General features: G+C 60.0%; 3 protein-coding genes. All 3 read right to left on the bottom strand.

The genetic code is table 11. The features are described 5' to 3' along the window. Positions 1–28: 28 nt before the first annotated feature. On the bottom strand, positions 29–1,204 hold the full coding sequence (locus tag AC2FAP_RS05400) for an HlyD family type I secretion periplasmic adaptor subunit (RefSeq protein WP_014169984.1): 1,176 nt from the start codon (positions 1,202–1,204) through the stop codon (positions 29–31). Further along, positions 1,201–3,381 carry a type I secretion system permease/ATPase gene (locus AC2FAP_RS05395; RefSeq protein ID WP_485452849.1) on the bottom strand — a complete coding sequence of 727 codons (2,181 nt, stop codon included), beginning with the start codon at positions 3,379–3,381 and terminating at the stop codon, positions 1,201–1,203. The genes AC2FAP_RS05400 and AC2FAP_RS05395 overlap by 4 nt, the downstream gene beginning before the upstream one ends. A 76-nt stretch (positions 3,382–3,457) precedes the next feature. After that, positions 3,458–21,463 (bottom strand): Ig-like domain-containing protein, encoded by an 18,006-nt coding sequence (locus AC2FAP_RS05390; protein ID WP_485452848.1) that lies wholly within the window; start codon positions 21,461–21,463, stop codon positions 3,458–3,460. Between the last annotated feature and the right edge of the window lie 80 nt (positions 21,464–21,543).

Raw genomic sequence — 21,543 nt, 5'->3', positions numbered from 1 at the left:
GGCGTTCGGTTTCCCGAACGCCCTTTGTTTACCGTTCCCGCAGTGCCTCTTTCGCCTTATTAAGCGGTTTTAACAGATAATCCAGAATCGTTTTACTGCCTGTTTTAATATCAACGGTCGCAATCATCCCCGGAAACACCGGGAAGGCTTTGCCTTGTCTATTGGTCAGATGGTTACTGTCAGTGCGGATATAGACCCGATAGTAATACACATCCCTTTTCACCTCATCCTGAAGCGTATCCGGCGAAATCATGGTCACCTCGCCCTCCAGCCCACCGTAAATGGAGTAGTCATAGGCGGTCACTTTCACCAGTGCTTTTTGTCCCGGATGAATAAAGGCGACATCGCGCGGCGAGATTTTCGCTTCAATTACCATCTGGTCATCAAGCGGAACCAGGCTCATCAGCTTGCCGTTTGGCGGAATCACCCCTCCCACGGTTGTCACGTCGATATCCTTAACGATCCCGCGCACCGGCGCATTGAAGGTCAGTCTGGTCAACGAATCTTCACGCCCTTTCATCACCGAACGTTGCGCTTCAATCTCCGCGTTCGCTTTCGCCAGCTCTTCACGGGCGCGAACGTAATACTGGTTTTTCATCTCGGTGATTTTGTTCTCAAGCTCATTTTTTTGACGCTCAAGACGTAACACCTCCACCTTACTGGCTGCCCCCTGCGTCACCAGCGGACGGGTCAGCGACAGCTCACGCTGCACCAGCTCGGCCCCCTGCCGTAAACCCGCCAGCCCTTTCTCAAGACTTTCGCGACGAGACTGATACAGCGCCGTTTCCTGTTTGACCAGTTCAACGTCATCATCCAGCTCTGCCGGAAAAGCCAGTGCCGTGTCGTTCACTTCGGCCTTCAGACGCGAGGCGGTTGCCAGCGCGGCATTCAGGCGCGATTCACTTTCCAGCACGCTTGATTCGGTTTTCGTCCGGTCAAGCTGTGCCAGCTGCTGACCACGCTCAACGATGTCGCCTTCACGCACCAGCAAACTGTGAATAATGCCCCCTTCGAGGGACTGGATCACCTGCTCGTGCGAAGAGGGGATCACCTTGCCGCTACCGGTGGTGACCTCATCAAGGCTGAACAGGCTTGCCCAGGTGATAAATACCGCCAGCAGGGCGAACAGCGACCAGGCGACCCAGGTTGACCGCGGCAAGCGTGGCTCCTTCAGGCGGCTGTTGACGCGAGAGAAATCAGTCATGCTACGCCCTCCTCTGCTACTGGTGTCGGTTTCATGGTCACGGTACGCTGTGAGGCTTTTTGCGGCGCCATACCGTGCTGGCGAAGGATGGCGTCGCGCGGGCCATCCATGATCACCTTGCCGTTTTCCAGCACGATGATACGGTCAACCAGTTCCAGAATAGGCAGACGATGGGTCGCGACCACCAGCGTCCGGCGCTTGCCCAACCACGGTTTAAGGTGCTGGATAAACTGCTTCTCACTCATCTCGTCAAGCCAGGCGGTAGGTTCATCCAGCAACAAAATGTTCGGAGAGGTGATCAGGGCGCGAGCCAGTAATAACGCCTGACGCTGCCCGCCGGACAGGCCCGCACCGCCTTCGTTGATAATGTAGTTGAGCCCCATTTTCTGTTTGCGGACAAACTCCAGCGCACCACTGTTCACCAGCGCCTGATGGATTTCATCGTCGGTGGCCAGCGGGTTGCCCATCAGAATGTTGTCCCGCACAGAGCCAAAGAACAGCCGCGCCTGCTGGCTCAGCAGCTGCATGTCGCGGCGCACGTCAGCCGGGTCCAGATGGTTCAACGCGATATTATCCAGCAGAATGCTGCCCTGCTGAGGCTCCTGCATCCCTGCCAGCAGTTGCAGCAGCGTGCTTTTGCCGGAGCCATTGCGTCCGAGCACCGCCACCCGCTCACCGGCGCGAATCTGCAGTTTGATGATGTTCAGAACGGTGAGTTTTTCTTCATCGTCGTACCAGAACCCCACCTCTTCCAGCGCATAATCCCCCCGCAGATGGGCTTTATGCACCTTCTTGCCCTGCTGAGGATCGTCAATCGGGCGCTGCATCAGATCGTCGAGTCCTTTACGCGCCACTTTCGCGGACTGCCAGCGGGAGAGCACGCCTGAAATTTGCGACAGCGGCGCGATGGTCCGCGACGCGAGAATAGAGGTCCCCACCAGCGCACCGGTGGTCATGTCCCCGCTGATAACCAGGTAGCACCCCACCAGCAGCACCACGGCATACACAATCGACTGCACCTCCTGCGTCCAGGTCAGCAACAGCCCGGTCAGCCAGCGCTGCTTCATGCCGACGTTAGCGGCAACATCATTGGTGTTATTCCACTGATTCTGGAAGCGCTGTTCAGCGCGCATCAGCTTGATGTCTTCAATGCCCTGAACCGCTTCCACCAGCGTGGCGTTACGAATGGCAGACTCGCGCATCCCTTCGCTGGACAGTTTGCCCAGCGGGCGCTGGACCAGCAGGCCCGGGATAAGCAGCAGCGGCACGGCAAGCAGGACAACCAGTACCAGCGGTCCGCCAATCATCCACAAAATGAACACAAACAGCAGGAAGAATGGCAGATCGGAGATGGCCGCAATGGTGGTGGACGTGATCAGTTCACGAACCGACTCCAGCTCGCGGATCTGGGCAATAAACGACCCGGTTGACTTAGAGCGGGCTCCGTTTTTAATCCGCAGCGCGTGTGCAAAAACGCGTTCAGAAATACGCAGGTCGGCGCGTTTACCCACCACATCCGAAATGTGCACGCGCAGCATGCGCATGATGAATTCGAAAACAATGGCGATCATTACGCCGCCAAACAGTACCCACAGCGTGGCTTCCGATTGCGAGGGCACCACCCTGTCATACACCTGCATGGAAAAGACCATGCCGGAAAGGGCCAGGACGTTAGCGACCAGCGCCACCAGCATAATATCGCTGTAGCGTCGCCAGTCCTTCAGGGCCAGCTGCCAGAACCAGTTTTTCTCATACGGTTTGATGTAATCATCCACCCGGGCATCCGGCGTGGACTCGAGCGGGCGCAGCACCAGCAGTCCTGTTAACCGTGAGCACAGCGCCTCACGCGTCAGCGTCGTCTCCAGGCCGCCGTCACCGCTGAACTGCAGGCTCACGTTGCCCTCGCTGTCCATGCGGTTAATGACCGCGATTTGTCCGCCGGTAAATTCCGCAAGCAGAGGTAAACGCCACGGGTCGAGGGAGACCGCGTCGGCCGCCACCATACGCATCCCTAACCCAAGCTGGCGTGCCATCTCTTCCAGCACCAGCTGGCGTGGAGACTGGCTTTCATGGTTAATCGTGACCCGAACATGCTCTGCCGAGAAGTCCAGCCGATAGTGCTTCGCGATGATGAGCATGCCCTGCAACCAGGGTTCGTACTGTGGATGTGTCTTCATAATGTTGTGAAATCTTTTATCGCTCTTCGTTGTAGCCACGCAAAAGGCCGCGAGGATCGCTCCTCGCGGCATAGTTTTACGCAATTAACAGTTGATGATTTGCCAGCAGCGTAGCCAGATCGGTCTGCACGCCGTTCAGCGTGACCAGCGTTGTGGGTGAGAACTGACCGCCGCTACCGTCCAGGTCAACCTGGATTTCGGTATTGCTGCCGTTCTGCACCACGCGGATGTAATCGGTGATATTCCCCGCACTGCCGTCCAGCGTGGCGACCCCGTTCACATAGCTCGCTGAGCCCGTACCGGTGTAGCCGCTGCCTGAAAGCAGGTCGCGCAGGTCAATACGGTCCGTATCCGCCGTGCCTTCCCAGGTGCCTACCGTAAAGCCGTTCACCACATCACTGCCGTTACCGCCTGTGGCATTGGAGGCGTTGATCAACGTGTAGAGCAGCGTATCGTGACCGCCGCTGCCAATATTGAACGTGTCGTTACCGCCACGGCCTTCGAACTGGTTGTTACCGCTGTTGCCGGTAATGACATCGTCAAAGTCCGAGCCGTTAATGCCCTCAATGTTCAGCAGGCGTGAGGTACCAAACCCGGTGTCCTGCGCGGTAGAAAGACGCAGGTCGACGGTCACGCCGGACGTCGCATTGCGGTAGTCCACCACGTCCATCCCCCCGGTGTTACTCCAGGTGTCGTGATCCGAGTGGGTCGTCCAGCCGCCGGAACCGTTATAGGTATACGTGCCGTCCTCGGCGATAAAGGTGTCGTTATACCCGGTACCGGTAAGCGTCCCGCTGTGCCCCCCGGTTGCTGCTTCGGCAGTGAGGACGTAGCCCTCTTTACCGTTGCCGGCTTCCAGACCGCTCCAGGTGACGTTATCCGACACGCCATTGGTGATTTTCAGGATCTCGGCCGAGTAAGTTTCATTCGGATCCAGACCGTAGAAACTCACCAGTGCAGAGGTATCGTTCGAACCGATACCGGACTGGGCGTTGATGATCTGCGAGGCCACCAGTACGCCCGCCGCGTTATACAGATTGACCGTATTACCGTAGTAGGCGTTGATACCCTCACTGTCGACAATGTGCAGATGCATCGCCGTGCCGTCGGCAACGGTTTTGCTGTTTTGCACCAGCACCACCTTGCCGTTCTGCTGCGACACCAGCAGATCCTGCGCGCCGTCCCAGTTGTAATCCACGGCGGCCACACCGGTGACGTTCGCCAGTCCGGAAGCCAGCTGACTTGATGTCCAGCTTGAACCGTAACCGTTGTTGGTAAACAGGGTTGCGGTCTGCGATCCGCTGTAGGTACTGAGCTTGATGACGTCCATCTGGCCGTCTGCGTTCCAGTCCACCGCCACCGACAGATACCCTGCAGACGCGTTAGAGGCCTCAACCGCGCTCTTGGTGGTGGAGAGTTTCCCGGTACCGTCGTTGTAGTAGATCACCCCGCCGTTGTTGTTGTAGCTGCTGCCCAGGTACAGATCCATGTAGCCATCGCCGTTGAAATCCGCCCACGTCATCGACGCCGCTGTGGTGGTATTCGCCACGTTTGCCACAAACACGTTAGTCAGGTTCTGACCGAGGGATAACGTCCCGTTACCGTTGTTGTTAATCACGGTAAGCGAGTACGCTCCGCTGCGGTTGGTGTGCTGAACCACATCCACGGTGCCGTCGTTATTCAGGTCGACGCCGGAGATTTCACGCATGGTGGTGAATTGTCCCCAGAACCCGGCGCCGCCATAGTTCCCATCCGGCGTGAGCACCCCTTTGTTGTTAATAAGGTAGGTAATGGAGTCCGCACCGGCATCGCCATACGCAAGGTCCAGATACCCGTCACCGGTTTTATCGTAGGCAATGACACCGCCGTACCAGATAGTGGTTCCCATACCCAGTTGGCTGGCGTTGTAAGTGCTGCCATCGTAGGTCCACATCACCTGTGTAGACCCGCCGTAGGTGGTTTCAGTCGCAAAGATGTCCTGCGTGCCGTTACGGTCAAAATCGGCGGCGGTCTGGCTTACGGCAGGGAAGCCACGCGTATTGGTCAGCGCGTTCGCCGCGTAGGTTGAATCATCACTGCTGGAATAGGACTGTCCGTTAGCAATGATATTCCACAGGCCGCTGCTGTTCATGCCGACGGTCATGGTCGAGTTTTCGCTGTTACCCGCCGTGGTGGCCCAGCTGGTATTCACCGTGGTGGTGTCAATCACCAGGCTGCCGCTCGCCGTCCCGGTGGTATTGCCGTTACCCGCACTGCTCTTCACCTGTGCCGTTACGTTATAGCTGGCAACGCTCAGTGCATCGCTGTCCGGGATCTGCAGATACCAGGTGTTGTGATCCGGGTCGACCACCACCGCGCCGCCCGTCTGCGAGGTGTAGGTTTTACCGTTCACATTCACCACCAGGTACTCGCCGTTCACCAGATCCGCGGAGACCGTTCCGCTGACAATCGGCGTGGTATCCGATGTTGTCTGCGCGGTAATTGCCGCCGTGGTGGTCGGGATACTGGTATCGACGTTCAGTACAAACCCGTCCGATTCCGTATAGTTACCGGCTTTATCGGTTACCCGCAGGATATACGTATGATTGCCATCGCTCAGGCCGTTATCCTGGAAGGACCAGCTTGCGCTACCGTTCATCGTGACCTGGCCCAGCAGGATCCCGTCACGATAAAGCTGCACAATCTCACCGTCATCCGGCGCGCGGTTCAGCGTTCCGTTGATCAGCGGCGAGCTGTCATCCGTCGCCATCGCGCTGCCAAAGGAGCCCAGACGCTCACCTTCGTCATCGGTATAGCTCACCACGGTTCCCACGGTGGTTGGCGGCGTGGTATCCACCGTCACCACCTGCGATGAGGTTGAGCCCACGTTGCCCGCCTGGTCGATAATCCGCACCTGGTAGGTGTAATCACCGTCAGCCAGATCGCGGGTATCGGTGTAGCTCCAGCGCTGGTTGGTTACCGTTGCATCTGTCCAGGTATTCCCGCCGTCCAGGCTAATCTGCACGCGTTCATCATTGGCCAGCGCGCTGCCAAGCGAGCCGTTGAGCGTAAGCGTGGTGTCCATGGTGATGAAATCAGTGCCGGACTGCCCGGTATCTTCACTGATGCTGTCAATGGTGATGCCGTACTGAGGCGCGTGGGTATCAACCGTGACCGCCTGCGACGTGGTTGCCCCGACGTTTCCGGCCAGATCGACCACCCGCACCTGATAGTTATAGCTACCGTCGGCCAGGGTACGCGTGTCGTTATAGCTCCACTGTGTGCCATTCACCGTCGCGTTAACCCAGGTGGTGCCGCCATCCATACTGACCTGAACATACTCGCCCGCACCAGGTTGCGCCCCCAGCGTCCCGTTCAGGGTGTATGACGTTGAACTGGTCAGGAAGTCGTTGTTGTCAAAGCCGGTATCCACGGTGATGTTGTCCACGGTCACCGTAATCACCGCATCCGGGGCGACCGTATCGACAGTCACCTGCTGATGGGCACTGGATCCCACGTTACCTGCGGCATCCACCACGCGCACATAATAGTCATAAGTGGCATTACCCAACGTACGGCCGTCCACGTAGTACCAGCTATTGCCGGTGACAATCACGTTCTGCCAGGTCACGCCACCGTCGATGCTGATTTGCGCATATTCGCCGTCAGCCAGCGTCGCACCGAGCGAGCCATGCAGCGTCAGCGAGGTATCATGGGTGATAAAGTCGCTGCTGCTCAGGCCAGTGTCATCGCTGATGCTGTCAATGGCGATGGTTTTACTGGCATCGGGTGCCACGGTATCAATGGTGACCACCTGGCTGGTGGTGGCGCTGATATTGCCTGCATCGTCAATCACGCGAAGCTGATAGTTATAATCGCCGTCCGCCAGCGTGCGGGTATCAACCCAGGTCCAGCTCAGTCCGCTGACGCTGACATCCGTCCAGGTTACGCCGCCGTCGAGGCTGATCTGCGCGTGATCGCCACTCCCCAGCGCCGCACCGAGCGTCCCTTTCAGGCTGATCTGGTTATCGCTGGTGATAAAGTCGCTGCCAGACAAACCGGTATCCTGACTGACGGAATCGACCGTAATGGTCGTCGCCGCAGGCGCGGTGAGATCCACCACCACGTTCTGGCTGTCCGTTGCCCCTACGTTACCCGCGTTATCAATCACGCGGACCTGGTACTGATACGTACCGTCCGTCAGGGTGCGGCCATCGGTGTAGCGCCAGGTGGTGCCCGTGACGGCCAGGTCAATCCAGCTCGCCCCGCCGTCCACGCTGATCTGCGCTTTCTCGTTATTGCCGAGCTGCGCGGTCAATGAACCGTTAACAATAATCTGGCTGTCGTTGGTGATGAAATCACTCGCGCTCAGCCCGGTATCGTTTTGCAGGGCGTCGATACTGATCCCCATTGACGGCGCGGTCAGATCCACGGTCACGGTGTGATCGTCGCTGGCAGTGTTACCGATGGTGTTACTCACCTGGGCATGGATCACATACGATCCTCCGTCTGCCAGCGCGGTCACGTCTGCACTGCCTACGGTATAGTTCCAGCTACCGTCAGCCTGCACGGTTGTGGTGTAGGTTTTGCCGTTCAGGGTGATGGTCACCGTCTGGCCCGCAGGCGCGTCGGTGGTACCACTGACCACCAGAGGGATACCATGTTCAGCGGCGCTGACGATATCGTCCTGCGCAAAGGTGTGGATAGTTATGGTCGGGACATCACCGTTCAGCGTCACGTCGTGCGTCGCGCTGCCCGGGTTACCGGCCTTATCGTTCACCGTCGCCGTTAGGGTGTAATTCCCGTCGCTCAGGCCGAGGAAATCATGCCCCGGCACAAAGACCGACCACGAGCCGTCCGCCCCCACGGTCGCCTGATAGCGGTGATCGTTGAAGGAAACCGTCACCGTCTGGCCCTGTTCCGCCGTGGTGGTGCCGCTGATGGTCTGGCCTGCCAGCTGCTCAGCGTTATTGACAATATCGTCATCCGCCACAGTGCCGATGGTTACGGTTGGCGCCACGGTATCCACCGTCAGGGTGTGAGTGGCCTGTCCGCTGTTACCCGCTTTATCGTTGACTGAAGCGGTCAGCGTCAGCGCCCCTTCATTCAGGGCCGCCAGGTCGGCGGCCGGCACATCCAGCGTCCACGTACCATCGTTCGCCACCGTTGCGCTGTAGGTTTTACCCCCCAGCGTTACGGTAACGGTCTGCCCGGCTTCCGCGCTGGTAGAACCGTGCACGGTCAGCGGCTGCTGTGCTTCTGCTGCATTTAACACGTCGTCGCCAGAGAGCGTATTCACACCGATCACCGGCGCGGTGGTATCCACGCTGATGCTGTGCGTTGCCGACGCGCTGTTGCCCGCGCTGTCCTGGGCAGCAACGGAGACAGGATAATGTCCGCCATCGGTCAGTGCGCCCACATCAGCAGCCGGCACGGTAGTCGTCCAGGAGCCGTCGCTCTGAATGGTGGCGGTGTAGCTTTTACCGTTCAGGGTTACCGTGACCTGCGTCCCGCTGGCAAACTGTGCGCTCGAGCCGTTAATCACCAGCGAGGTGCCAGCTTCTGCCGCGTTGATCACGTCGTCGCCGGCAATGGTATTCACGGTCAGCGCCACCGAGGCCGTGTTGACCACCACATCATGGGTCTTCGTGCTGCTGTTGCCCGCACTGTCGGTAATGGTTGCGCTGAGGGTCGCAGTGCCGTCAGCCAGCGAGGAAATTACGCTGGCCGGTACGCCCACACTCCAGTTGCCGCTCGCATCCACCGTTGTCGTGTACTGATGAGACCCGACGGTAATCACCAGCCTGTCGCCGACGTTTGCACCGGTTGCACTACCGCTGACGATCTGCGCCTGCGCATGCTCCACGCTGTTGATCACATCATCAACGGCGACCGCGTTAAAGCTGATCACCGGTGGTGTGGTGTCAAGGGTAATGGCTTTATCCGCACTGCCTGGGTTACCGGCCGCATCGCTCACGCTAACCTGTACGGTGTAGCCGTTGTCGGCCATCGCAGTCAGGTCGGCCCCGGGCACATTCACACTCCACGTGCCGCCTGCCTGAACCTGCGCGGTGTACTGCTTATTGCCGAGCGTTACGGTGACCGTCTGACCCGCTTCTGCCGTGGTGGTGCCGGTGATGGCCACACCTGCAGACGCTTCGCTGGCGTTGATCACGTTGTCGCCGGCAACCGTATCAATCGTCACGGCAGGCGCGGTCGCATCGACGCTGTATTCGCGCCCTGCTGAGGCGCTGTTGCCGTTCACGTTGGTGACGCTCACCTGTACGCTGGCATCGCCCTCTTTCAGACCGGCCAGGTCAGCAGACGGTACCGTCGCCGTCCAGTTACCGCTGGCATCAACGGTGGCCGTGTAGTGCTTGCCGCCAAAGGTGATGCTGACGGTCTGGTTGGCTTCCACGTTGCTGGTGGTGCCGGAAAGCAGCAGATCTGCCCCTTTCTCCGCCGCGTTAATCACATCGTCAACGGCAATGGTATCAATGCTGATGGCGACGGTCGCCAGATCAACAGTGATGTCATGGCTGATGGTCACCGGATTGCCCGTGGTGCTTTGGCCTGCAACGGTAACGCTTACCGTTCCTGCCGGCAGCGCACTTACATCCGTCGCCGGAATAGCCGCGTTCCAGGTCCCGTCAGCCAGTACGGACGCTGCATAGGTTTTGCCGTTCACCGTTACCGTAAGCATGGTCCCCGCTGCCAGCCCATCGCTGGAGCCGCTGACAATCAGGTTCTGACCATGCTCAATGCTGTTGATCACATCGTCGCCTGCCACGGTATCAACACGCAGGCCCGGCAGGCTGGCATCGATGGAGATATCACGCTCGCCGGAACCGGTATTGCCGTGTCCGTTGGTAACCGTTGCGGTGACGGTCAGGTCGCCATTACCCAGCGCGGTCAGCACGGACTGCGGGACATCAACCGACCAGCTCAGATCGCTCTGTACCGTTGTGGTGTAGGTATTGCCACCGACAGAGACCGTCACGGTGTTACCCGCTTCGGCGTTCACCACTTTCCCGCCGATCGTCTGGCCTGCCGCCACTTCCGCCGCATTGATCACGTTGTCACCGGCCACGGTGTTGATGATGACGGTTGGCAGCGCGGTGTCGACCTGCAGGTTCGCCGTATTGCTGACGCTGTTCCCCACGGTGTTCGTCGCGGTTGCGCTCAGGGTGTAGTTCGCCTCACCCAGCGTGGCCAGATCCGCTGCCGGTACCGTCAGGCTCCAGACGCCGTCCGCCGCGGTTGTTGCGGTGTATTGTTTGCCGTTCAGGGTCACGGTGACCAGGGTACCTTCCGCAAGGTTGGCGCTGGTACCGCTGACGCTCAGATCCTGACCTTTCTCCACCGCGTTCAGCACATTGTCGCCGCTGAGGGTATCGAAGCCCACGGAAGGCAGCCCGGTATCAACGGTCACGTTATGGGTGCCTGATCCGGTATTGCCCGCAGCATCGGTGACGCTGACGCTGACCGTCACGGTGCCGTCGCTGAGGCCAGAAATCACATTCGCCGGAACGCCCACGCTCCAGTTACCCGCGGCGTCCAGCACGGTGGTGTAGGTCTGGCTGCCAAGGGTCACGGTGACTTTATCGCCCGCCGCCGCGCCGGTGGCGGAGCCGCTGACGATCTGCGCCTGCGCATGCTCAGCCACGTTAATCACGTCGTCGCCTGCCACGGTGTTGATGGTCACGACCGGCACCGTCACGTCGACCGTCAGGTTATGATCCACCGAGGCCGGGTTACCCGCCTTGTCACTGACGGCGGCCGTCACGGTCACGCTGCCGTCCGTAAGCGCCGCCAGGTCGGCTGCCGGAACGTCCAGCGTCCAGTTGCCGTCTGCCCCCACGGTGGTGGTGTAGTTCTTCCCGTTCAGGCTCACGGTGACCGTCTGGCCCGCTTCGGCGGTGCTGGTACCGGACACCGTCAGGTCAGCTTTCGCTTCGGTCGCATTCAGGATGTCGTCAGCCGCCAGGGTGTTAATCGTTACGGACGGCGCGGTGGTGTCCACGCTGTACTCGCGGCCCGCAGACGCGCTGTTGCCGTTGACGTTGGTGACGCTCACCTGCACGCTGGCATCGCCCTCTTTCAGACCGGCCAGGTCAGCAGACGATACGGTATAAGTCCAGTTACCGCTGGCATCGACAGTGGTGGTATAGATTTTACCGCCCATGGCGAGGGAGACGGTCTGTCCGGCTTCCACGTTGGTGGTCGCACCTGACAGCACCAGATCGGTCCCTTTTTCTGCCGCGTTAATCACGTCGTCGGTAGCGATGGCGTTAATGCTGATCGCCACGGTCGCCAGATCCACCGTCACGTCGTGGCTGATGGTCATCGGGTTGCCCGTCGGGCTATCGCCGGTAACGGTAATTTTCACGGTGCCTTCCGGCCACGCGCTGACGTCTGCGGCCGGCACGGCTGCGTTCCAGGTCCCGTCCGCCAGTACGGACGCCGCATAGGTTTTGCCGTTCACGGTGACGGTCAGTGCCGTGCCCGCTGCCAGCCCATCGCTGGAGCCGCTGACAATCAGGTTCTGACCATGCTCGATGCTGTTAATCACATCGTCGCCTGCCACGGTATCGACACGCAGGCCCGGCAGGCTGGCGTCAATAGTGATATCGCGTTCGCCGGAACCGGTATTGCCGTGCCCGTTGGTGACGGTGGCCGTCACGCTCAGCCCGCCGTTACCCAGCGCTGTCAGCACCTCTGAAGGCACGTTGACGGACCAGGTCAGGTCATCCTGCACCGTCGCCGTCCAGCTGTTACCGCCCATCGTAACGGTGACGGTATTGCCCGCTTCCGCGTGGGCCACGGTACCGCTCAGGGTTTGACCGGCAGCCACTTCCGCCGCATTGATGACGTTGTCACCGGCCACGGTGTTGATGGTGACGGTCGGCAGCGCGGTATCGACCTGCAGGTTCGCCGTATTGCTGACGCTGTTCCCCACGGTGTTCGTCGCGGTTGCGCTCAGGGTGTAGTTCGCCTCACCCAGCGCGGCCAGATCCGCTGCCGGTACCGTCAGGCTCCAGACGCCGTCCGCCGCGGTTGTTGCGGTGTACTGTTTGCCGTTCAGGGTCACGGTGACCAGGGTACCTTCCGCAAGGTTGGCACTGGTACCGCTGACGCTCAGATCCTGACCTTTCTCAACCGCGTTCAGTACGTTGTCGCCACTCAGGGTACTGAAGCCCACAGAAGGCAGCCCGGTATCGACGGTCACGTTATGGGTGCCGGATCCGGTATTGCCCGCGGCATCGGTGACGCTGACGCTGACCGTCACGGTGCCGTCGCTGAGGCCAGAAATCACGTTCGCCGGAACGCCCACGCTCCAGTTACCCGCGGCGTCCAGCACGGTGGTGTAGGTTTGGCTGCCAACGGTCACGGTGACTTTATCGCCCGCCGCCGCGCCGGTGGCAGAGCCGCTGACGATCTGCGCCTGCGCATGCTCAGCCACGTTAATCACGTCGTCGCCCGCCACGGTGTTGATGGTCACGACCGGCACCGTCACGTCGACCGTCAGGTTATGATCCACCGAGGCCGGGTTACCCGCCTTGTCACTGACGGCGGCCGTCACGGTCACGCTGCCGTCCGTGAGCGCCGCCAGGTCGGCTGCCGGAACGTCCAGCGTCCAGTTGCCGTCTGCCCCCACGGTAGCGGTGTAGTTCTTCCCGTTCAGGCTTACGGTGACCGTCTGGCCCGCTTCAGCGGTGCTGGTACCGGACACCGTCAGGTCAGCTTTCGCTTCGGTCGCATTCAGGATGTCGTCAGCCGCCAGGGTGTTAATCGTTACGGACGGCGCGGTGGTGTCCACGCTGTACTCGCGACCCGCAGACGCGCTGTTGCCGTTGACGTTGGTGACGCTCACCTGCACGCTGGCATCGCCCTCTTTCAGGCCGGCCAGGTCTGCAGACGGCACCGTCGCCGTCCATTTGCCGTCAGCATCCACCGACGCCGTATAGGTTTTACCGCCGAAGAGGATGCTAACGGTCTGATTCTCCTCCACGTTGGAGGTGGTGCCAGAGAGCACCAGGTCCGCGCCCTTCTCAGCCGCGTTAATCACATCATCCGTGGCAATGGCGTCAATCCCGATGGCGACCGCCGCAAGGTCCACCGTCACATTGTGGGTAATGGACACCGGCGTACCGGCGCTGTTCTGCCCCTCAACGGTGACCGCTACCGTGCCTTCCGCCAGCGCGCCAACATCGGCCGCCGGAATAGCCGCACTCCAGGTGCCGTCAGCCAGCACGGTGGCCGGATAGGTTTTATTATTTACCGTTACGGTCAGTGCGGTTCCTGTCGCCAGTCCTTCGCTGGTGCCGGTCACGATCAGGTTCTGACCATGCTCGATGCTGTTGATCACATCGTCACCCGCCACGGTATCCACACGCAGGCCCGGCAGGCTGGCGTCGATGGTGATATCGCGCTCGCCGGAGCCGCTGTTGCCCACGCCGTTAGTCACGCTGGCGGTGACGGTCAGTTCGCCGTTACCCAGTGCGGTTAATACGGACTCCGGTACGTTGACGGACCAGGTCAGGTCATCCTGCACCGTTGCGGTCAGGGTGTTACCGCCGAGGGTCACGGTGACGGTGTTGCCCGCTTCGGCGTTCACCACGGTACCGCTGAGAGTCTGGCCGGTCGCCAGCTCCGCGGTATTGATAATATCGTCGCCAGCCACGGTGTTGATGGTGACACCCGGCAGGACAGACTCCACGTTCACGGTGTGAGTCACGCTGGTACTGTTGCCAACAGCATCGGTTGCAGACGCGGTGAGGGTGTAGATCGCTTCACCCAGTGCGCCGACCTGATCCGCCGGAACGGTAGCCGTCCACAGCCCGTTATCATCCACCGTCGCGCTGTAGGCTTTGCCGTTCAGCATCACGGTGACGATCGCGCCCGCCGCCAGACCTGACGCGGTGCCGGTGAGGGTGAGATCCTGCGTTTTCTCGGTGCTATTGATGACATCGTCGTCTGAAACGGTGTCAATGGTCAGCACCGGAGCGGTAAGGTTGACGGCCACGTCGTGCGTCGCACTGTTGCTGTTGCCCGCTTTATCGGTCAGGGTCGCGGTGATGGTGTGATCCCCGGCGGCCAGAGCATTGACGTCGGCCGCAGGCACTCCCACGCTCCAGTTGCCCGCAGCATCCAGCGTGGCGGTGTAAGATTTATTATTGATGCTGACGGTGACCACATCACCCGCTGCCGCGCCGGTGACAGACCCGGTGACAATCAACGCCTGCGCGTGCTCAACGCTGTTGATGACGTCGTCATCCGAAACGGTGTGAATGGTCAACTGCGGCACCGTGGTATCCACCAGCACGTCACGATCCACCGAGGCCGGGTTACCCGCTTTGTCGGATACCGCCGCGGTGATGGTGTAGTTTCCGTCGATAATGCCGCTCAGGTCGGTTGACGGTACGCTCAGGCTCCAGCTGCCATCCGCCTGCACGGTGGTGGTGTAATCCTTGCCGTTCAGCGTAACAGTCACGGTCTGTCCCGCTTCCGCGTTCGTGATGCCGTTAACCACCAAATCCTGCTGCGCTTCAGACGCATTAATGATGTTGTTGTCGCTGACAATGTCGATAGAGACCGTCGGCGCGGTCGTATCCACGCTGTATTCACGGCCCGCTGACGCGCTGTTACCGTTCACGTTGGTAACGCTAACCTGCACGCTGGCATCGCCCTCCTTCAGGCTGCCTAAATCAGCAGAAGGCACGGTAGCGGTCCAGTTACCGCTGGCATCCACGGTCGCGGTGTAAGACTTGCCGCCGAAGGTGATATACACGGTCTGGTTGGCTTCGACGTGGGTGGTGGTACCCGACAGGACCAGGTCCGTGCCTTTTTCCGCCGCGTTGATCACGTCGTCGGTGGCAATCGCGTTGACGCTGATCGCCACCGCGGCCAGATCGACCGTGACGTCATGCGCGATCGTCACCGGGTTTCCTGCGGTGCTCTGACCCTCAACGGTTACCGTCACCTTGCCTGCGTTCAGCGCGCTGACGTCGGCGGCAGGGATCGCTGCCGTCCAGGTCCCGTCTGCCAGAACCGTCGCCGCATAGGTTTTACCATTGACGGTCACCGTCAACGCGGAGCCGGTTTTCAGCCCATCACTGGAGCCGCTAATAATCAGGTTTTGACCATGCTCGATGCTGTTAATCACATCGTCGCCCGCCACGGTATCGACCCGCAGACCCGGCAGGTTGGCATCAATGGTGATGTCGCGGCTGCCGGAGCCGGTATTGCCGTGACCGTTAGTGACGCTTGCCGTCACGGTCAAATCGCCGTTGCCAATGGCCTTTAAGACTTCAGGCGGCACATTGACCGACCAGCTCAGATCATCCTGAACGGTGGCGGTCCAGGTGTTGCCCCCCATTGAAATCATGACAGTGTCACCACTTGCGGCACCGCTGACTTTTCCGCTCAGGGTCTGTCCCGCAGTCACTTCCGCCGCATTGATGACATCATCAATGGCGACAGCGTTAATGGTCACCACCGGTAGCGCACTGTCGACAAGTGCCTGATGGCTGGTGCTCGCGCTGTTGCCTGCGGTATCGGTCACGCTCGCGGTGACGGTGTAGTTCGCTTCGCCCAGCGCCGAGACGTTTGCTGCCGGTACCGTCACGCTCCAGTTGCCGCTGGCGTCAGTCGTGGCAGTGTAGTTAATGCCATTCAGGGTCACGACGATCGTGGTGCCGTCCGGCTGGTTGCTGGTGCCGGAGAGTTGCAGATCTTCGCCTTTCTCGATGGCATTGATCACATCATCGCCCGCAACGGTATTGATAGCGATAACCGGAGCTGTCAGGGAAACCGCAATCTCATGCGTCTGCGTGGTGCTGTTGCCCGCTTTGTCGGTGAGGGTCGCAGACATCGTATGGTCGCCATTGCCCAGCGCGCCCGCGTCAGCCGCCGGAATACCCATACTCCAGTTGCCGGACGCGTCCAGCATTGCGCTGTAATTTTTACCGTTCAGCGTCACGGTGATCACGTCGCCTGCCTGTGCCCCGGTGACTGTGCCAGAAACGATCAGCGCCTGACCGTGTTCAGCAATATTCAGAATGTCATCACCGGCAACGGTGTTGAAGGTGATCTGCGGCACGGTAGTGTCCACCAGCACAGACGCATCCGTGCTGGCCGGGTTACCGGCTTTATCCGACACGGTCGCCGTAACGACGGCTGTGCCGTCGGTGATATCGGCCAGATCGGCTGCCGGCACGTCAAGCGTCCAGCTGCCGTCAGCCTGTACCTGTGCGGTGTATTGATTGCCATTAAAGGTCACCGTGACCGTCTGCCCCGCTTCGGCAGTCGAGGTGCCGCTCAGGGTGAGATCCTGTGCCGCCTCTGCCGCATTGAGCATGTTGTCGTGACTGACCGTATTGATGGTGACCGCCGGCGCAGTGGTATCGACGCTGAATTCGTGTGACGAAGAGGCCGGGTTGCCATTCACGTTACTCACGCTCACCTGAACGCGGGCATCGCCCTCTTTCAGGCCGCTTACATCCGCAGCCGGAACGGTGTAAGCCCAGTTGCCATTCGCATCCACGGTGGTGGTGTAGCTTTTGCCGCCAAAGGTGACCGTCACCGTCTGACCGGCTTCGACCCCAGACGTGGTGCCGGAGAGCGCCAGATCGTGTCCCTTCTCTGCCGCATTGAGCACGTTATCAGGGGTCACGCTGTTAACGCTTATCGCGACCGGGGCGAGATCGACATCCACCACGGTCCCGATATTCACCGGGTTGGCGGAAGCATCCTGTGCGCGGGCTGTAATGTTGAGAGGACCGTCCGGCCACTGGCTGACATCTGCCGCAGGCACCGCCGCTTTCCAGGTTCCGTCGGCCAGGACCGTGGCGACGTACTCAATGTTGTTAATGGTCACGGTAACGGTGCTGCCCGCTGCAAGATCGGTGCTGGTACCGGAAACAATCAGATTCTGACCGTGCTCGATGATATTGATAACATCATCGCCCGCCACGGTATCAATACGCAGACCAGGCAACTGGGCGTCGATGGTGAAGTCCAGCGCGGCAGAACCGGTGTTTCCGTGCGCATTCGTCACGCTGGCCGTAACCGTCAGCTCACCGTTACCGAGCGCGGTTAACTGGCTCTGGGTTAACGGCAGGCTCCAGGTAAGATCGTCCTGCACCGCAACGGTATACGTCTTGCCGCCCAGGGTAAGGGTGACAATGTCGCCTGCCGCCGCGTTGGCGACTTTCCCCGTCAGGGTCTGGCCTGCCGCCAGTTCCGCCGCGTTGATGATGTTATCGCCCGCCAGCGTGTTGAGCGTGACCACCGGCAGCGAGCTGTCTACCAGCACATCGTGCGTGGCCGACGCGCTGTTACCCACACTGTCCGTGACGCTCGCCGTCACCGTATAGTGCGCCTCGCCCAGCGCGCTTACTGCGGAGGCCGGTACGGTAACACGCCAGTTACCGCTGGCATCCGTAATGGCGGTGTAGTGAATGCCATTCAGGGCCACGGTGATCGAGGTGCCTTCTGGCTGGTTGCTGGTCCCGGAAAGCAGCAGGTTTTCGCCTTTTTCGGTGGCGTTAATCACGTCGTCCGCCGCCAGAGTGTGAATACCTATCTGCGGCGTCACGGTATTAACCACCACCTCCAGCGTGCTGCTGCCGGTGTTGCCAGATTGATCGGTCACAGAGACCGTTATCGTCCAGGTTCCGTCCGCCAGGCCCTGTACCACAGACGCAGGCAGGCCGAGGCTCCAGTTGCCCGCCGCATCCACCACGGTGGTGTAATCCACGTTATTGATGGTCACCGTGACCCAATCACCCGCTGCCGCTCCGGTCACGGAGCCGCTGAGGACCTGCGCCTGGGTATGGGCAAGCTGGTTTATGGTATTGGTATCGGTGACAAAATCGTTAATGGTCACCTGCGGTACGGTGGCATCCACCAGCCCGACGCGATCCGTGCTGCTGCTGTTACCTGCCACATCGCTCACGGTTGCCGTTACCGTGACGGTGCCATCGGCCAGTGCGCCGACGTCCGCAGCTGGTACTGTCAGTTGCCAGCTACCGTCATGTTGAACGGTGGTCTGGTAGGTTTTACCGTTCAGCGCGACGGTGACCGTCTGGCCCGCTTCCGCCGTGCTGCTACCGCTTAACACGATATCCTGCTGCGCTTCGGCAGCACTGATGATGTTGTCATCGGTCAGATTATTGATCGTGATGTCCGGAGGCAGCGTATCGACCGTCACCACGCGCGACGCATCGGCGCTGTTGCCGTTAACGTTCGTCACGCTGACGCTCACCTGCGCGCGGCCGTCAATCAACGTTTCCATGGCGCTGGCCGGTACGGTCAGGCTCCAGGAGCCGTCCTGCTGCACCTGCGCGGTATAGGTCCGATCGGCGAATTTCACCACCACAGTCTGCCCGGCTTCCACGCCCTGCGTCTGGCCAGAGAGCGTGAGATCGCTGCCTTTTTCCGCCGCGTTCAGTCGGTCATCACCGGAGATGACATCAACAGTAACCGCCACGGCGTTCAGGTCGAGTTCGATCGGATGTTCAGCGGCAACGGCATTGCCCCACGCATCTTCTGCACTGACGTGCACTGCGATATGGCCCGGCGTCCAGGACTGGAGGTCGCTCGCCGGGACACCAATCTGCCAGCCACCGGTGGCGTTGACCACGGTGACATAGTCGACGTTATTGATGGTGACGGTGATCTGCGTGCCTGCGGCCAGATGGCTGCTGGAGCCGGTCACGGTAAGATCCTGATGCTGCTCAATGGCATTGATCACGTCATCACCGGAAAGGGTGTTGACGCGCAGACCCGGCAGCGCCGCGTTGATATTGATATCGCGCTCGCCGCTGCCCGTATTGCCGTGGCTGTTGGTGACTGACGCGGTAATGGTCAGGTCGCCGTCGCCGAATGCCCTGAGATCCGCAGACGGGATAGTGAGGTTCCAGGTCAGATCGCTACCCACGGTGGCGCTGTAATGCTTGCCGCCAACGGAAACAGACACCGTATCCCCTGCCGCTGCACCCGTGACACGACCGCTGATCGTTTGATCGGCGGCCACTTCGGCGTTATTCACCCGGTTGTCGCCGGCAAAGGTATTAATGACCACCTGTGGCAACACGGTATCAACCAGCAGTGTGGCCTCCGCTGAGCCGCTGTTGCCCACGCTGTCGGTACCGCTGACGCTGACGGTGTACAGCGTGTTCGCCAGTTGCAGGACGTCGGAAACCGGTACCTGAACTGACCAGCTCCCGTTCTCGACAACGGTTTGATAATTGACGTTGTTCAGCGTCACGGTGATGGCGCTGCCGTCTGGCAGCGTGCTGGTGCCGGTCAGGCTCAGCGGCTGCATAGCCTCCTGAGCATTGAGAACGTTATCCTGGCTGATGGCATGAACGGTAAATTCCGGTGGGTTACCGCTCAGCGTAATGCCGTGTGTGGCGCTGCCGGTATTGCCCGCGGCATCGGTAACGGAAACCGTAATGTTGTGGTTGCCTTCTCCCAGCAAGCCCACCACGGACGCAGGCACCCCCACGCTCCAGCTGCCGTCCGCCTGCACCACACCGGTGAAGGTCTGACCGCCAACGGTTACGCTCACGACATCCCCTGCTGCGGCGCCGCTCGCCGTACCGGAAATAATCTGCGCCTGGCCCTGCTCGCTGGTATTGAGGATATTGTCGTCAGCAACGGTGTTAATCGTCACGACCGGGGCGGCGGTATCCACGGTGAAATCGACGGTCGTGGAAGATCCGTTCCCCGCTTTATCGCTGACGTTCACCGTTAGCGTATGGTCGCCATTCGCCAGCGATTGCACCTCGCTGGCGGGAAGCGTAACGGACCACGTGCCGTTGCTCCCCACCGTGGCGGTATGATTTTTCCCGTTGAGCGTTACCGTCACAATCTGGCCGGCTTCCGCATCGGTTTTACCGGTGAGCGTCAGCGCCTGGTTGTGCTCAGCCGCGTTGATGACGTTGTCCTGCGCAATCGTATCAACAGAAAGCGCTGGCGCGTTGGTATCCACACCTATCGTCTGGCTGCCGCTCACGGTATTGCCCGCGGCGTCTTTACCGCTGACGTTCACCGTCCAGGTGCCGTCACCCAGCGCCTGTGCATCCGCGGCAGGCACGTTCACGCTCCATGCGCCGCCGGCCCCCACTTCCGCCGTGTAGGTTTTGCCGTTCAGCGTGACGGTAAGCCCGGTTCCCTGCGCCAGATTTTTGCTGGTGCCGGACAGCGTAAAGCCAGCGGAGTGTTCGCTGGCATTGATCACGTTGTCACCGGCCGTTGTCCCCAGCGTGATGCTGGCGTCAGCGGTAGAAATTGTGACGGTAATGCTGCCCGCCTGCGTCGTTTTGCTCCCGTCGATTTGCACGACAGACCAGGTATGTTCGCCGTCAGCCTGAGTCGGGAGTTTTACGGTCCAGGTACCCTCTTTCCCGACCATGGTGCTGGCAATGGTGCTTCCGCTGCTGTCTTTGATCTGAATGGTCGCGCCCGGCTGCCCGGTACCGCTAAAGGTTGGGGTGTTGTCGTCCGTGATCGCTTTTCCACTCAGCACACCCTGCTTATCACCCGCGTTGTCCGTCAGCAAAAAGGTCGGCGTCGCGCTTTCAACATCTTTGGTGTTGTCGATGACTTTGGTTTTGGTTTCGCCGTCACCCCCGTGCGCCAGCAGTGCGCCAATGGCACCGCCGCCCAACGCAGCGCCTGCAATCCATCCCCATGGCGCGTCATTGAGAACGCTTCCCTGCTCAAGGAAAGGCTCAATGCTGGCAACCGGCGTAGCCTGCGCGGTTAACTCGGTGACAGCAACGCCAGACGCTTCCCCGGCATCGGCAAAAGAAATATGCGTCAGTTCCTGCTGATCGTTGAAGACCAGTTCTGATTGATTATGGGTCTGTGGATCTTCAACAAAATAGTTATTGCAGCGAATAACGCTGCCGTCTTTCATATAAATAAGCAGGTCTTTACCCTGGCGAACATAACGCACAACATCCTGAGCAGAACCCTGAATTTCAATCACACTCGGCGAAGAAATAGAAACCGACAAATTACCCTCACCGGTTAATTTCGTTTTCTCGGCCGTTTTGCGAATGATGACATCAACAATTTTTACGTTACTCATTTTCCTCTCCTTGCAGGTGTCCGGATTCCTGTGGATATGTCCACCAAATGGATGTAGCTATCCCTGGGAAAAAGCACCCA

The organism is Enterobacter cloacae complex sp. 394I7, from assembly GCF_057320345.1.
The sequence above is the reverse complement of the archived record's forward strand: the minus strand, read 5'-3'. Positions and strand labels throughout refer to the sequence as shown.

What these genes read in the sequence shown, in the direction of transcription:
- AC2FAP_RS05400 (WP_014169984.1), bottom strand. Translation starts at nt 1,204, where the DNA reads ATGACTGATTTCTCTCGCGTCAACAGCCGCCTGAAGGAGCCACGCTTG.
- AC2FAP_RS05395 (WP_485452849.1), bottom strand. Translation starts at nt 3,381, where the DNA reads ATGAAGACACATCCACAGTACGAACCCTGGTTGCAGGGCATGCTCATC.
- AC2FAP_RS05390 (WP_485452848.1), bottom strand. Translation starts at nt 21,463, where the DNA reads ATGAGTAACGTAAAAATTGTTGATGTCATCATTCGCAAAACGGCCGAG.